The 15,360-nt window shown below is 70.1% G+C and carries 10 protein-coding genes; 4 read left to right on the forward strand and 6 right to left on the reverse strand.

What is annotated here, in order from left to right:
- Window positions 1-34 precede the first annotated feature (34 nt).
- Window positions 35-1,372, reverse strand: coding sequence for an alpha-lytic protease prodomain-containing protein (locus CLV40_RS10020; protein WP_104478565.1), 1,338 nt, complete (start codon window positions 1,370-1,372; stop codon window positions 35-37).
- Window positions 1,373-1,498: 126 nt separating this feature from the next.
- On the opposite strand from CLV40_RS10020, the gene CLV40_RS10025 reads away from it, so the two are divergent.
- Together CLV40_RS10025 and CLV40_RS10030 are read left to right on the forward strand one after the other, a co-directional pair.
- Complete coding sequence (locus tag CLV40_RS10025; RefSeq protein WP_104478566.1) at window positions 1,499-2,290, forward strand: SDR family NAD(P)-dependent oxidoreductase; 792 nt, start codon at window positions 1,499-1,501, stop codon at window positions 2,288-2,290.
- Between the two features lie 31 nt (window positions 2,291-2,321).
- Window positions 2,322-3,815, forward strand: coding sequence for a phytoene desaturase family protein (locus CLV40_RS10030; protein WP_219823940.1), 1,494 nt, complete (start codon window positions 2,322-2,324; stop codon window positions 3,813-3,815).
- Between the two features lie 55 nt (window positions 3,816-3,870).
- On the opposite strand, the gene CLV40_RS10035 is transcribed toward CLV40_RS10030, so the two are convergent.
- A complete protein-coding gene (locus CLV40_RS10035) occupies window positions 3,871-4,191 on the reverse strand; it encodes an SCO4225 family membrane protein (protein ID WP_104478567.1) in 321 nt (106 codons plus the stop codon).
- 93 nt (window positions 4,192-4,284) lie between these two features.
- Entirely contained in the window at window positions 4,285-4,533 is a 249-nt protein-coding gene (locus tag CLV40_RS10040; RefSeq protein ID WP_104478568.1) for a mycoredoxin, read from the reverse strand.
- Window positions 4,534-4,900: 367 nt separating this feature from the next.
- Between CLV40_RS10040 and CLV40_RS37120 the strand changes: the two genes are divergently transcribed.
- Entirely contained in the window at window positions 4,901-5,089 is a 189-nt protein-coding gene (locus tag CLV40_RS37120) for a hypothetical protein (RefSeq protein WP_146107981.1), read from the forward strand.
- Window positions 5,090-6,469: 1,380 nt separating this feature from the next.
- Here CLV40_RS37120 and CLV40_RS10050 read toward each other — a convergent pair.
- The 3 genes from CLV40_RS10050 to valS all read right to left on the reverse strand — a co-directional run bounded on the left by CLV40_RS10050 (window position 6,470) and on the right by valS (window position 12,634).
- Entirely contained in the window at window positions 6,470-8,794 is a 2,325-nt protein-coding gene (locus tag CLV40_RS10050) for an FdhF/YdeP family oxidoreductase (RefSeq protein WP_104478569.1), read from the reverse strand.
- A gap of 119 nt (window positions 8,795-8,913) precedes the next feature.
- On the reverse strand, window positions 8,914-9,783 hold the full coding sequence (locus CLV40_RS10055; RefSeq protein WP_181043417.1) for a hypothetical protein: 870 nt from the start codon (window positions 9,781-9,783) through the stop codon (window positions 8,914-8,916).
- A gap of 382 nt (window positions 9,784-10,165) precedes the next feature.
- Window positions 10,166-12,634, reverse strand: coding sequence for a valine--tRNA ligase (gene valS / locus CLV40_RS10060; protein ID WP_104478571.1), 2,469 nt, complete (start codon window positions 12,632-12,634; stop codon window positions 10,166-10,168).
- A gap of 68 nt (window positions 12,635-12,702) precedes the next feature.
- Here valS and CLV40_RS10065 point away from each other — a divergent pair, with 68 nt between their 5' ends.
- Window positions 12,703-15,333, forward strand: coding sequence for a valine--tRNA ligase (locus tag CLV40_RS10065; protein WP_104478572.1), 2,631 nt, complete (start codon window positions 12,703-12,705; stop codon window positions 15,331-15,333).
- Window positions 15,334-15,360 lie beyond the last annotated feature (27 nt).

Below are 15,360 nucleotides of genomic sequence, written 5' to 3' on the forward strand. Positions count from 1 at the left end.
CGGGAGCGGCCCCCTAGCGGAACTGCCTAGCTGTTTACGCGCGTCCCCACAGCGACGGGACGTTCGGCGGCTCCCAGCCGGGGAGCGAGGTGTGACCCTGGATGGCGCGGTAGGTCACGCCGGAGTAGGTCACGGTCGCGCCGGCCGCGTAGTTGGTGTACGGCGCCCACGAGGTGCCACCGGGCGGGTTGCCCGGAGTGGTCGTGGTGGTGGAGCCGGGCGGGTTACCACCCGAGGTCAGCAGCCGCAGACCGTAGGCCTGCAGGATCTCGTTGACCGGCTGGAAATAGAAGGTACCGCCCTGCGAGCAGTTGCCGGAGCCACCGGAGGTGACGCCCTGCGCCTGGGCGCCGGCCAGCCACGAACCACCGGAGTCACCGGGCTCGGCGCAGGCGTTGGTCCGGGTCAGGCCCGAGACGGTGCCCTCCTGGTAGTTGACCGAGGCGTTCTTCTGCTGGATGGTGCCGCAGTGCCAACCGGTCGTGGAGCCCGAACGGCAGACCGACGCGCCGACAGCGGCCTCGGTGCTGCCCTCGACGCTCACGTTCTGGCCGCCCGAGTAGCGGTTGACCAGCGGACGCGGGGTGTTGCCCGCGGCCACGCGCACGTAGCCGTAGTCGTTGCCGGGGAAGCTGGAACCGGCGACCGAACCGCTCGGGTTGGAGGTCTGGGTGCCGACGGTGCCGCAGTGGCCCGCGGTCACGAAGCCACCCTCGACCGAGAAGCCGATCGAGCAGCGGCTGCCGCCACCGAAGTTGTACGCGTTGCCGCCGATGACGTCGATCAGCGGGCGCGGGGCCTCGGTCGAGGTCTCGACGCGCACCGCCGCGGCGTCCAGACCGGCCGACTTCGCCCACGCCTTGGCCGCGTCCTGGCCGCCCGCCTTGGCCAACACGACCACCGCGTTCGTGTTGACGTCGACGTACCAGCCCGGGACGGACTGGGGGGCCTTGCCGTGCGCGTCCAGCTTCGCCTTGGCCGAGTCGAGGGCGGCCTGGCTCCTGGCCACCACCTTCGGCACCGCGCCGAGGCCGCGGACCTGGTCGGCCTTGGCCGGGTCGGTCAGCGCCACGGTCAGGGTGTTGGCGCCCGCGTCCAGCCAGGCACCACCGAACGCGTTGCCCAGCGAGCCGCGCAGCGCCTGCTCGGTGCTGGACGCCTTGTGCTCGCGGGCGATCCGCTGGCGCGCCTGGTCGGGCGTCAGCTTGAGGTCACGGGCCATGGCCGAGAGCATCTCGGGGCTGGCCGCGTCGGCACCCACGGCGGCCGGGGCGGTCTGCCCGGCGGTCGCCGAAGGGGTGAGGGCGACGGCCGTCGCGAGACCGGCGGCCGTCAACGCCGCCATGGCGGCGGCGGTTAACTTTCGATTCATCACGCTCTCCTAGCGAGGGCGAGTTGTGCAGGGTAGGACACCGACGGTAAGAGTCCGATAGCCCGTATTGGTACATACCAATAGGGTCATATCTCTCTAATCCGGCATTAATGGGAAGGTGGGAACGTGAGTCCACAGCGCGAATTCGTCCAGCCATCAGCACAACCACCTCGGCGGATCCTGGTCACTGGCTCGTCGAGTGGTATAGGCGCGGCGGTGGCGCGCGCGTTCGCGGAGTACGGCGATCGGGTGGCCATCCACTACTTCTCGGGGGCCGAAAGAGCGGAACTGGTGCGGGCCGCGCTACCGGGAGGAGGGCACATCACCGTGGGCGCCGACCTGGCGGACCCGGCCGCCGTCCCGGGGTTGGTCGAGGCCACTGTGGAGGGTCTGGGCGGGGTCGACGTACTGGTCAACAACGCCGCGGTGATCACCCAGGCGCAGCCGCCGACCATGCCGTACGACGAGTGGGTCAAGGCCTGGCAGGACGTGCTCGCGGTCAACCTGCTGGGCGCGGCGAACGTGTCGCACCAGGTCATCGCGCGCATGCTGGCCCAGGGGACCGGCGGGCGGATCATCAACGTCGGTTCGCGCGGCGCGTTCCGCGGCGAGCCGGGGCACGCCGCGTACGGCGCGAGCAAGGCCGCCCTGCACGCGATGGGGCAATCGCTCGCGGTCGCGCTGGCGCCGCACGGTATCGCCGTGACCTCGGTAGCCCCCGGATTCGTGGAAACCGATCGGGTGGCGGACCGGCTCTCGGGTACGCAGGGCGAACACATCCGCGCGCAGAGCCCGTTCAACCGCGTGGCCACGCCGGAGGAGATCGCGGCGGCCGTGCTGTACCTGGCCTCGCCCGAGGCGCTGTGGGCGTCGGGGACGATCATCGACCTCAACGGGGCGTCGTACCTGCGCACTTGATCCCGTCCGCCTGCCGTGGTGGGGTCGGGGCGTGGGCAACCGGGTGGTGATCGTCGGAGGCGGGCACAACGCCCTGGTGGCGGCGGCTTATCTCGCGCGCGCCGGGCGTTCGGTGCTGGTGCTGGAGCGGCTGGGGCACGTGGGCGGGGCGGCGGTCAGCGCCAGCCCGTTCCCGGGGGTGCGGCTGTCGAGGTACTCGTACCTGGTCAGCCTGCTGCCGGACCGGATCGTCCACGACCTCGGCCTCCGGCTGGACCTGCGCACCCGGTCGGTGTCCTCGTACACGCCGGTTGACCAGGGCGGACTCCTGGTCGGCGGCCCCGACACCGCCGGTTCGTTCCGCGCGCTGACGGGCTCGCACGCCGAGTACGACCGGTGGCGCGAGTTTTATGGGGCTATAACACTGATGGCGAAAGCCCTCGCGCCGACGCTGCTGGAGCCGGTGCTCACTCGCGAATCGGTGCGCGACCTGGTACTGGCCGCGGCGGGCGAGCGCACTTGGCGGCAGGTGTTCGAGCAGTCGCTGGGGGAGACCCTCGAGGAGACGTTCACCAACGACATCGTCCGCGGCGTAGTGGCCACCGACGGTCTCATTGGCACCTACACCTCCCTCTACGACCTACGCGCCAACCGCTGCTTCCTCTACCACGTCATCGGAAACGGAACCGGCGACTGGCGTGTCCCGGTCGGCGGCATGGGCTCGGTGACCGCGGAACTCGACCGCGCCGCCCGCCGGTCCGGGGCGCGGATCACCACGAACGCCGAGGTCACCGCCATCGAGGCCGACGGTATAACGGCGGAGGTCCGCTACGTCGTGGCGGGCGAGGAGCGCACGGTCGCCGCGGACCACGTGCTCTCCGGCGTCGCCCCCGCGATCCTGGACCGCCTCCGCGGCCGCACTCCCGCCGACGCGGCCCCCGGCGCCCAACTGAAGATCAACCTCCTGCTGGATCGCCTGCCGAGGTTCAAATCCGGCGTCTCCCCGGAAGACGCCTTCGCGGGCACGCTCCACCTGGACGAGTCCTTCGCGGACCTGGAAAATGCCTACCGGGCAACGGAAGCGGGCGCTCTCCCGGATCATCCGCCCGCCGAGACGTACTGCCACACCCTGACCGACAGGTCCATTGTGGACTCGCCAACCGCGCACACCCTGACCCTGTTCGGCCTGCACACCCCCGCCGCCCTGTTCGCCGACCCCGGCGCCCGCGACGAGCTGGTGTCCCGCTACCTCGCCCGCCTCAACCACCACCTGGTCGACCCGATCGAGGACTGCCTGGCCCACTTCCCGGACGGCCGCCCCTGCCTGGAGGCCCGCACCCCATTGGACCTCGAGGCCGACCTGTCCATGCCCCACGGCAACATCTTCCACGGCGACCTGACCTGGCCCTTCGCCGAACGCCCCGTCGGCTGGGGCGTCGAGACCGACACCCCCAACCTCCTGAACTGCGGCAGCTCCGCCCTACGCGGTGGCGGCGTCAGCGGCATCGCGGGCCACAACGCCGCAATGGCCCTCCTGAACCCCTGACCGCTGGTTCTCCACGGGACGTGCGAGTCCGGCCTTTCGCGGGCTGCGCCGCAGGTCAACGCGGCGCGCCCGCCGGCCCCCGGCCGCCCACTCGGTGGCCGCGGAAGAGCAGCCAGAGGATCCACGCCTGCACCAGCGTCGCGGCGACCAGCACGGCAGACGCGACGATGCCGTCCCAGGGCGCCGCGAACTCGGGCAGCAGAACCAGAACCAGTGACGCGGGCAGCGCGGCGATGATCGCCAACACCGGGGCGAACGACGCGTCCGGGGAGTCGTGCACGGCGATGAGCACCGCGACGACGATGAAGACAACGGTCACCACGCCGACGTAGCCCAAGACAACCTTGCGCGCGGTCCGCTGGTTGCTCCAGGCCATGGCACCCTCCCGGCCTCCACCCTGCCGCACGAGCGGGGCCCGCACCGGATGAGTGGGTTTCACGTCCCCCGGCACCGGCGCGGGCCCGGCCGACTACTTCGCCAACTGGGCCTTGACCTGCGCGACCGTCGGGTTGGTCAACGCCGACCCGTCCGGGAAGTGCAGGGTCGGGACGGTCTGGTTGCCACCGTTGACGCTCATGACGAACTCGGCCGCGTCGGGGACCTGCTCGATGTCGACCTCCTCGAACTCGATGCCCTCGTCCGCGAGCAGCGTCTTGAGCCTGCGGCAGTACCCGCACCAGGTCGTGGAGTACATGGTCAGCGTCGTGGGGGCGGACATCGGCTGGCTCCTCGGGGTCGTGCCGGAGATCGTCTCGTAGGGCTCAACGCCCCGGCCACTGTGCCCGATGCCGGTCGGGGGTGAGGCCCGCATCACACGAACGGGGAAAATGAGGTGACTTGCCCATGATTTTTCCGTCAAGATATGTTGCTGAGGTGATCCGCCCGCCGCGGATCGCGTCGAAGTCGCGAGAGCGAGCGTGGCCGCCCGCGATTCGCACCCAACGGCCGACAACGACCACAGGACTCCACAAACCCACTTTCGCCGGGTTGCGGGGACACGCGTCCCCGTCCAGGGTCAGTTTTGTTTCCGAGCCGAGCGCCCACGTGCGTCCTGGGGGACGCCACCTAGAACACGGAGGCGAACGATGCATCCCGACGTGTACCAAGACATGATCCGCCACCAGCAGGCCGAAGCCCGCCAAGAAGCCGCGGCCTGGCGCTTCGGCCACGGCGAACCCGCCGCCGAGTTGGCCTGGGAAGAACCCCCGGCCCACCCGAAGGACACCATCTGGCAACGGATCGTCGCGGGCAGCCGAAATCCACTCCGCACCTGACCGGTTCGAAGAACCGCCCCGAACGGGGTGCGTCCACCGCACCCCGTTCGGCTACACCCGATCCGGTGAATTTCGCCGACAACGAGCGACCGTCGCCGGGGATGAACCCGAATAATCTTCCAGCCTTCGAGCTGATTAATTACCTGCCCCGCCACCGGATTCAGTAGGAAATTAATCCAACACCACGCGCTCCCGCGAACCCACCCACGAACCCGTGCGCCCTATTCGCACCGCACCTCTGCTCACCCACCCGCCCGGACGTTACCCACTCGCGGAGCGCTGCCCCGACATACAGGGGTTGCCCACCGGGCCCTCTAGCTCACCCGGCCTCTCTCGCTCACCCGGTGCTGTGCTGCCTACCTGGCGGTCTCTCGCTCACCTGGCGCCGCGTTGCCCACTTGGCGCTCTCTCGCCTACTCGGCGCTGCGCTGCTGGACCGGTGTTGCGCCGCCGGACCGGTTTCGCCTGTTGGACGACCGGTGCGCTGCTGGGCCGGTACTGCCCCGCTAGACCGGTGCGTTGGCAGGGCAGCGCTGCCTCGCGGACGGGCGCTTGCCTCACCCAACTGGTGGCGCCTTGCCGGAGTTTGCCCTCCCGACAAGGTGGCGTCGCCACCCAGCCTGGCGAGCAGACTGGCCCAGCGCACGGCCCGGAGGTGTGGCGCGGGCTCGACCACCACCCGCCTAGCGGAGGCGATGGCGCTTCTCCACCCGACGCGGCGCTCAGCTCGCTGCCCCATGGCTGGCGGTGGGCAAAGGCACGCTCGGGCCACCTGGCAGCCGGGCTCGTGCGGTAGCAGGCCCGTCGCCCTGATAGGGCTCCGGCCCGCCCGGACTTGGCACCGGCAGGTGCCAGCCCCGCCAGGTCTCGCCCTCGCCGGATCCAGCTCTGCCCGTTCAGCCCGGCCGGAGCCGGCTCTCGGGCTCAGTCCCGCCGGAGCCCAAGCCATGCCACACCCGGTCTGCGGGAGGCAGCCCGGCCGGAGCCGGTCTTGCCCGGTCCGCGCCCCGTCAGGCGCCAGCCCTGCCAGCCTTGCCAGGCGCCAGCCTTGCCAGCCCTGCTGGCTCTGTTCGCCCCTTCGCCCGACGGGCCAGCCGACAGGCACGTGCCAGCGCGTCAGGTCGGCCCACCTGGTGGCGGATGCGTGTCGAGCTTGCCCGCGCTCGGCCCAGTGGGCTCGCATTGCCTCGGTGCCTCGGTGCCTCGGTGCCTCGGTGCCTCGGTGCCTCGGTGCCTCGGTGCCTCGGTGCCTCGGTGCCTCGGTGCCTCGGTGCCTCGGTGCCTCGGTGCCTCGGTGCCTCGGTGCCTCGGCACAGGAGCGCCGGGAGTGCGGGGAATGGCGGGCGGGGGCGCTGTCCCTATTTTGTTGTGGGGGTTGGGTCAGGCGGTCACCTCCGCGGGAGCCGGGTCGAGTCGGACGACGATGGACTTCGACGTGGGGGTGTTGGACGTCTCGGCCGTCGAGTCCAGGGGGATCAGGGAGTTGGCTTCCGGGAAGTACGCCGCGGCGCAGCCGTGGGCTGTGGGGTAGGCGACGACGCGGAAGTTGTGGGCGTGGCGTTCCGGGGTGCCGGTCGGGTCGTCCGGCCACTCGCTGACGAGGGTGACCAGTTGGCCGTCGGCGAGGCCCAGGGCGGTGATGTCGTCGGGGTTGACCAGGACGACGCGGCGGGCGTCCTTGATGCCGCGGTAGCGGTCGTCGAGGCCGTAGATGGTGGTGTTGTACTGGTCGTGGCTGCGGAGGGTTTGCAGCAGCAGGCGGCCCGGGGGTACCCGGAGCACGGTGAGCGGGTTGGCGGTGAACACCGCCTTGTCGTGCCGTGTCCCGGTGAACTCGCGGGAGTCGCGGGGGGCGTGGGGGAGGACGAAGCCGTCTGGTTGGCGGACCTTCGCGTTGTAGTCCGAGCAGCCGGGGACCACGCGGGAGATGCTGTCGCGGATCTGGTCGTAGTCGTCGGCGAACTTGGCCCACGGCACCGAGTGGTCCGGACCGAACAGGGCCAGTGCCAAGCCGCACACGATGCCGACTTCGGACAGCAGCTTCTCCGACGCGGGCGCCAATCGCCCACGCGACCGGTGCACCACCGACATCGAGTCCTCGACCGTCACGAACTGCTCGCCCGACGCCTGGAGGTCCCGCTCCGTCCGCCCCCGCGTGGGCAGGATCAGGGCGGTCTCCCCGTGCACGACGTGCGACCGGTTCAACTTCGTCGACACGTGCACCGTCAACGCGCACGACCGCAGAGCCGACTCCGTCACCGAGGTGTCCGGTGCCGCCGAGACGAAGTTCCCCCCGACGGCCATGAACACCTTCGCCGACCCGTCCCGCATGGCCCGGATCGCGTTGACCGTGTCATGCCCGTGCGAGCGCGGCGACGAGATCCCGAACTCGGTGTCCAGCGCCGCCAGGAACTTCTCCGGCATCTTCTCCCAGATGCCCATCGTGCGGTCGCCCTGCACGTTCGAGTGACCCCGGACCGGGCACAGCCCCGCCCCCGGCTTCCCGATCATCCCCCGCAGCAGCGCCACGTTGGCGATCTCCCGGATGGTCGGCACGGAGTGCCGGTGCTGCGTCAACCCCATGGCCCAGCAGAAGATGACCCGCTCGGACGTCGCCACCATCCGCGCGACCCGCTCGATCTGCTCCTGCGGCAACCCGGTGGCCACCCCGATCTCCGCCCAGTCTACCGACCGGACGCTCGCCGCGTACTCCTCGAACCCCTCGGTCCGCGACTCCACGAACGAGCGATCCACGACCGTGCCCGGCTGCTCCGCCTCCCACCGCAGCAGCAGGTGCCCGATCGCCTGGAACAGCGCCTGGTCGCCGCCGAGCCGGATCTGGCAGAACTCGTCCGCCAGCTCCGTGCCCTTGCCCACCAGACCCCGCGCGTTCTGCGGGTTCTTGAACCGCAGCAGCCCCGCCTCCGGCAGCGGGTTCACCGCCACGATCCGCGTCCCACCGCGCTTGGCCACCTCGAGCGCGCTGAGCATCCGCGGGTGGTTGGTGCCCGGGTTCTGCCCCACCACCACGACCAGGTCCGCGTCGGTGATGTCGGCCAGGCTCACCGACCCCTTGCCGATCCCGGTGGTCTCCGCCAGGGCCGCCCCGGACGACTCGTGGCACATGTTCGAGCAGTCCGGCAGGTTGTTCGTGCCGTAGGACCGCACCAGCAACTGGTAGAGGAACGCCGCCTCGTTGCTCGTCCGCCCCGACGTGTAGAACACGGCCTCGTCCGGTGTGGACAAACCGCGCAGGTGCGCCGCGATCAACTCGAACGCGGCCGACCACGACACCGGCTCGTAGTGCGTCGCCCCCGGCCGCAGCACGACCGGCTCCGTGATCCGACCCTGCTGCCCCAGCCAGTAGTCGGTCCGCGAAGCCAGCGACGCCACCGAGTGCTCCGCGAAGAACTCCGGCCCCACCCGCCGCAGAGTCGCCTCCTCCGCGACGGCCTTCGCCCCGTTCTCGCAGAACTCGGCCAGCTTCCGGTGCCCCTGCGCCTCCGGCCAGGCGCAGCCCGGGCAGTCGAACCCCTCCCGCTGGTTGAGCAGCCGGAGGGTCTTCGCCGTGCGCACGGCCCCCATCTGCTCGACCCCGCGCTGCAGCGACACCAGGACGCCCGGGATCCCGGCTGCCCACTGCTTCGGCGGGGAGACGTCGAGGTCCGATTCGGTGACGTCCCGCTCTGGGGGTTTGCTGACCATGTGCCTATGGTCGTCCACCACCCCGGCTCACCGCAAAAAGTTGTCCACAACCCCATTGAGCACTTGACAGGGGTGGCGACGAGGCTCTGACCAGCGGCTCCCGCCCAGGAGCCGCCAGGTCAGGCCGGGCAGCCGCTGGTGTTCGGCACCGCCGTGTTGAGGTCGAAGTACGCCTCCGGCCCCAGTCCCGTCCCCCCGGTCGCCACCGGGTCCTTGTACGCGGGCGCCAGGAACCCCCGCTTGTACGCGTCGCACGAGATCGAGTACCCGTACCCGCCGACCTCGCCGTACCAGAGCCCCTGGCTGCCCGGCGTCCAGTGCGGCCCGCGCAGCAGCTTGTACTCCACGTCCGCCCGCACCACGACCAGGATGTCCATCGCCGAGGTGTGCTTGGGCTGCCGGTCGTCGGCGAAGGCGTAGACGAAGACGTAGTTGGTGCGCACGACCAGTTGCCCCGGTCCGCCCGCGCTCACCTGCATCGACCCGTTGACCTTCGGCGCGACCGGCAGCAGCGCGCTGCCCTTGTCGATCATGCTGACCAGGCCCTGGGTCTGCGGCTGCTGGGCCGTGCCGAACAGCGGCTGCAGCTGCCTGCGCGAGTCCGGGGCCAGCAGCGACAGGTACCGCTGGGGGTTGTGGTCGGCCAGCATCGCCGGGTCCAGCCTGCTGGCGATCAGCACGTCCCGCACCAGGGCCGTGGCCTGCGCGACCTCGTCCTTGGTGAACTCGCCGACCGGCATCGCCGGGGGCGCCTTGACGCCGTCGGCGCCGTCCGCCCAGCCCGCCGCGGGCGTGCCCGCGTACGGCCGGTTCGCGTCGACGGTGGGCAGCGCGAACTCGGCGTCGCCGCCACCGCCGCCACCGTCGCCCTTGGGCGAGCGGTCGAACACCCCGACGCCGACCAGCAGCATGACAACAGCGACCGCCGCCACGAGGGCGGCGGCCACCACGAGCCAGCGCTCGAGCCTGCGACGGCGCGCACGGCGCATCATCGCCTTCACGTCGGCTCTCGCCGAGTCCCGCACACGGCGTCGCCACGCGGCGTCCTGTAACGCCGCGTGATCGCCGTACTCACGTTGGTCCACCGGCCCCCCAAGGGCGATCCAAACCGGCGGACCGGTCTGGTTGAGGTGTCGACTGCCTGGTGAACACACCATCGATACGGCCACATCCGGCGTTAACAAAGCGATCACGCGAACTGTCCGCGCTGCGGTGAACGGCACTCGAAACCCGACCAACGGTCGCACCTGTTCATTTTGGTCGCGGCTGGTCACCCGGTTGGCGTAAGCAAACAGCGAGGGTCGAATTGGGACCCACGGGGCGTCTGCCGAAGCGGACCTGAGCCACCTCGAAGTGGCTCAGGTCACAAGTCTACTCCGACAAAAGAGTGACGGTGGCGGAAACGCCGGGGTGCGGCAAGCGGGTGTACCGCAGCGCCCGAACGGAGCCCGCGGCCCGCAGGTCGGCCTCGGCCGCGCGCAGTGCCATCTCCTCCTCCGGGCCGCACTCGAGCACCAGTTCGGCCACCGGCCAGCGCATGGACCGGCGGGCCTCCGACTTGGCCCGCCGGACCGCTACCAAGACCTCGGTGGCCAGGGCAAGCGTCTCGGCGAACCCTTCGGTTCCGGTCACTGTCGGCCACGGAGCGGAGTGCACCGAGCCCTTCTGCCACCACGACCACGTCTCCTCCGCCGCGAACGGCAGGAACGGCGCAAGAAGCCTCTGCAGGGCCGACAGGCACACCCGCAACGCGGCCCTGGCCGAGTCTCCACCGTCCCCGTACGCGCGATCCTTGACCAGCTCCAGGTAGTCGTCGCACCACGACCAGAAGAACCGCTCGATCCGCTCGAGCGCGTCGGTGTACTCGCCGTCGTCGAAGGCGGCTGTGGTAGCCGCGACCACTGCGTCCAACTCGGCCAGCGCCGCCAGGTCCAGCGGCTCGGACACCGTCTGACCTGGGGCGAAGCCGAGTACGAACCGGCTCGCGTTGAGCAGCTTCGTGGCCAGCCGCCGACCCACCCGCATGCGGGTCTCGTCGAACACCGTGTCCACGCCGGGGCGCCCCGACGCCGCCCAGTAGCGCACCGCGTCCGCGCCGTAGTCGTCCAACAACGACTCCGGGGTCACTGCCGTGCCGTCCTTCTTGCTGAGCTTCCGACGGTCCGGGGTCACCACCCACCCGGACAGCGCCGTCTGCCGCCACGGGAGGACCCCGGTCTCGGTATGCGCACGCAGCACGGTTGAGAACAACCAAGTCCGGATGATCTCGTGGCCCTGAGGGCGCAGATCCATCGGATACGTCCGACCGAACAGCTCCGGGTCGTCGTCGGCCCCGCACACCAGCAGCGGTGTGAGCGACGAGGTGGCCCACGTGTCCATCACGTCCGGGTCGGCCGTGAACCCGCCGGGCGCGCCGCGCTGGTCCTCGGTGTAGCCCAGAGGGGTGTCGGAGGCCGGGTCGACGGGCAGGTCCGCTGGAATGATCGGATTCGCGTAGTCCGGCTCCCCGGTGGCGTTAATCGGGTACCAAAGCGGAAAGGGCACCCCGAAGAACCGTTGCCTGCTGATCAACCAATCGCCCGCCAGCCCTTCCGTCCAGTTCTCAAAACGCACGTGCATATGCACCGGCTGCCAGTGCAACTCGCGTCCCCGGGCGAGCAGGGTTTCTCGATGCGCCGACGACTTGATGAACCACTGACGCCCCGACACGATCTCCAATGGTCGGTCTCCGCGCTCGTAGTAGGCCACCGGACGCTCCACCGCGCGGGGCTCACCTAGGAGCGCTCCCGCTGCGCGCAGTGACGACACCACCCCCTCACGGGCGGCGTGCACCGTCTTACCCGCCAGCGCGCGGTAGGGCTCCGCAGCGACCCCCGGCGGCGGGTCGGCAAGGAACCGACCGTCTCGGCCGATCACCGGACGCACGGGCAGACCCAACTCGCGCCACCACCGCACATCGGTCAAATCGCCGAAGGTGCAGCACATGACCAACCCGCTCCCGCGCTCGGGATCGGCCTCCGGATGCGTCAACACCGGCACGGGCACCCCGAACACCGGGGTGAGCACGGTCGTGCCCACCAGCGCGCGGTGGCGCTCGTCGTCGGGGTGCGCGATCAACGCCACGCACGCGGGCAGCAGCTCCGGGCGCGTGGTCTCCACCTCCACGCCCTCGGCGAACCGCAACGTGTGCCACGCCCCCTTACGCGGGCGGTGCTCCACCTCGGCCTGGGCCACCGCAGTCCGGAAGCCCACGTCCCACAACGTCGGCGCCTCAGCCTGGTAAGCCTCACCCGAGGCCAGGAGACGCAAGAACGACCGCTGCGACAACCGTCGCGCTCGCTCGCCGATGGTCGTATAGGTGCGAGACCAGTCCACGGATAGACCCAACCGGCGCCACAACGCCTCGTAGCCCTTCTCGTCCTCCTCCGTCTGCCGCGCGCACAGCTCCACGAAGTTGCGCCTGGAGATCGCGGTCGGTTCACCGGTAGGTGTGAACCCGGGGTCGTAGGGCAGGCTCGGATCGCACGTCACGTTGTGCACGAGCTGCACCCGTCGCTCGGTCGGCAGCCCGTTGTCGTCCCACCCCATCGGGTAGAACACGTCCTTGCCGCGCATGCGCTGGTAGCGCGCGATCAGGTCCGTGTGCGTGTACGAGAACACGTGACCGATGTGCAGGCTGCCGCTGACCGACGGCGGAGGCGTGTCGATGGAGAAAACGCCTTCCCGTGGCCGATCCCCGCGGAAGCGGTATACAGCGGACTCTGCCCACCGGGGGGTCCACGTCGCTTCCAGCCCGTCGAGGGACGGGCGCTCGGGCACGGTAGGTGCGTTGTCTGCCATAACCGGACGGTAGTGGCCTCCCCGCTCCCGGTTCGACCCGTTTTCCCTGGCCTTCGTAGACTCGCACCGTGACTGAGACCCCCACCTCACCAACCACCGACCTCCCCTCGGCCTGGGAGCCGAGCGCGGTAGAGGCGGAGCTGTACGAGGGATGGGTAGCCGCCGGGTACTTCACCGCCGACGCGGCCAGCGACAAGCCGCCGTTCACGATCGTGCTGCCCCCGCCGAACGTCACCGGCAGCCTGCACATGGGCCACGCGCTCAACCACACGGTCATGGACGCGCTGACCCGCCGCCGCCGGATGCAGGGCTACGAGGTCCTGTGGCTGCCGGGCATGGACCACGCGGGCATCGCCACCCAGAACGTCGTGGAGCGCCAGCTGGCGAGCCAGGGCCTGTCCCGGCACGACCTGGGCCGCGAGGCGTTCGTCGAGCGCGTCTGGGAGTGGAAGACCGAGTACGGCGGCAAGATCCTCGACCAGATGCGCCGCCTCGGCGACGGCGTCGACTGGTCCCGCGAGCGCTTCACCATGGACGACGGCCTGTCCCGCGCCGTGCAGACGATCTTCAAGCGCCTCTACGACTCCGAGCTGATCTACCGCGCCGAGCGCATCATCAACTGGTGCCCGCGCTGCCGCACCGCGCTGTCGGACATCGAGGTCGAGCACTCCGAGGACGAGGGCGAGCTGGTCTCCATCCGCTACGGCGATGGTGACGCCTCGATCGTCGTCGCCACTACGCGCGCGGAGACGATGCTCGGCGACACCGCCGTTGCCGTGCACCCCGACGACGAGCGCTACAAGCACCTTGTCGGCACCGAGGTGGCCCTACCGCTCACGGGTAGGCGCATCCCCGTAGTGGCCGACGAGCACGTCGACCCGGAGTTCGGCACAGGCGCGGTCAAGGTGACCCCGGCCCACGACCCCAACGACTTCGAGATCGGCCGTAGGCACAACCTGCCGTCTCTTACGGTCATGGACATCAAGGGCAACATCACCGTCCACGGCCCCTTCGAGGGCCTGGACCGCTTCGAGGCCCGCCCGGCCGTGGTGCGCGCGCTGCGCGAAGAGGGCCGCATCGTTGCGGAGAAGAGGCCCTACCTGCACTCGGTCGGCCACTGCTCACGTTGTGACACCGTTGTCGAACCGCGGCTGTCCTTGCAGTGGTGGGTCAAGGTCGAGCCTCTTGCGCGCGCGGCCGGTGACGCGGTGCGCGACGGTCGTACCCAGGTGCACCCGCCGGAGCTGGCCAAGCGCTACTTCGACTGGGTCGACAACATGCACGACTGGACCATCTCGCGGCAGCTCTGGTGGGGCCACCGCATCCCGGTTTGGTACGGCCCGGACGACCAGGTGGTGTGCGTCGGACCGGACGAGGAGCCGCCGACCGGCCAGGGCTGGACCCAGGACCCGGATGTGCTCGACACGTGGTTCTCGTCGGCGTTGTGGCCGATCTCCACCCTCGGCTGGCCCGCGGAGTCGGCGGACCTGGCCAAGTTCTATCCGACCAGTGTGCTGTCGACCGGCTACGACATCCTCTTCTTCTGGGTCGCCCGGATGATGATGTTCGGCCTCTACGCGATGGACGGACAGCAGCCCTTCGACCACGTCTACCTGCACGGTCTTATCCGTGACGCGCAGGGCAAGAAGATGTCGAAGTCGCGCGGCAACGTCATCGACCCCCTCGACTGGTTGGACCGCTTCGGCGCGGACGCCACCCGCTTCACCCTCGCGCGCGGCGCGAACCCGGGTAGCGACATGGCCCTGGCCGAGGAGTGGGCGGCCGGATCGCGCAACTTCGGCACGAAGCTGTGGAACGCCAGCCGCTTCGCCCTGATGAACGGCGCCACTACGGCCGTTCCGGTGCCCGACCGCGCGGAACTGACGGACGCCGACCGGTGGATCCTCGACTCCGCCGACGCCCTCTTGTCTGAAGTGGACAAGCTGTTCGAAGGCTTCCAGTTCGCCAAGCTGTGCGACGCGCTCTACCACTTCACGTGGGACCTCTACTGCGACTGGTACCTGGAGTTGGCCAAGGTCCAGATCGCCGAGGGCGGCGCGCGCGCCGATGCCACCCGCGCGGTACTCGGCCACGTGCTCGACAAGGTGCTGCGGCTGCTGCACCCGGTCATCCCGTTCGTCACCGAGGTGCTGTGGAAGGCGCTGACCGGCAAGGAGTCCGTGGTCATCGCGGACTGGCCCACGGTGTCGGGTGCCGAGCGCGACGCGCAAGCCAAGGTTCGCGTGGAGGGCGTGCAGAAGCTCATCACCGAGATCCGGCGGTTCCGCGCGGATCAGGGGGTAAAGCCCGGCCAGAAGGTGAAGGCGCGCCTGTCCGGTGTGGACGCGGTAGGCCTAACCGCGCACCAGACGGCCGTTACCGCGTTGGCGCGCCTAGAGGCGCCGGGTGACGAGTTCGCGGCAAGTGCGTCGTTGGAGGTCTCACTGGCCGGTGGGACCGTCACCGTGGAGTTGGACCTGTCCGGCACCGTTGACGTCGCAGCGGAGCGCAAGCGCTTGACCAAGGACCTGACGGTGGCCGAGAAGGAACTCGCGCAGTGTGCGGCCAAGCTGGGCAACCCCAAGTTCACCGACAAGGCCCCCGCGGACGTCGTGGACAAGATCCGCGTGCGCCGCGACGCCGCCGCCGCCGAGATCACCCGCGTGCAGGCCCGACTTGAGGCACTGCCCGCGAGCTGATGCTTTCGCCGGTCACGGGGTCACGAA

This window comes from Actinokineospora auranticolor (assembly GCF_002934265.1).
Lineage (GTDB): Bacteria > Actinomycetota > Actinomycetes > Mycobacteriales > Pseudonocardiaceae > Actinokineospora > Actinokineospora auranticolor.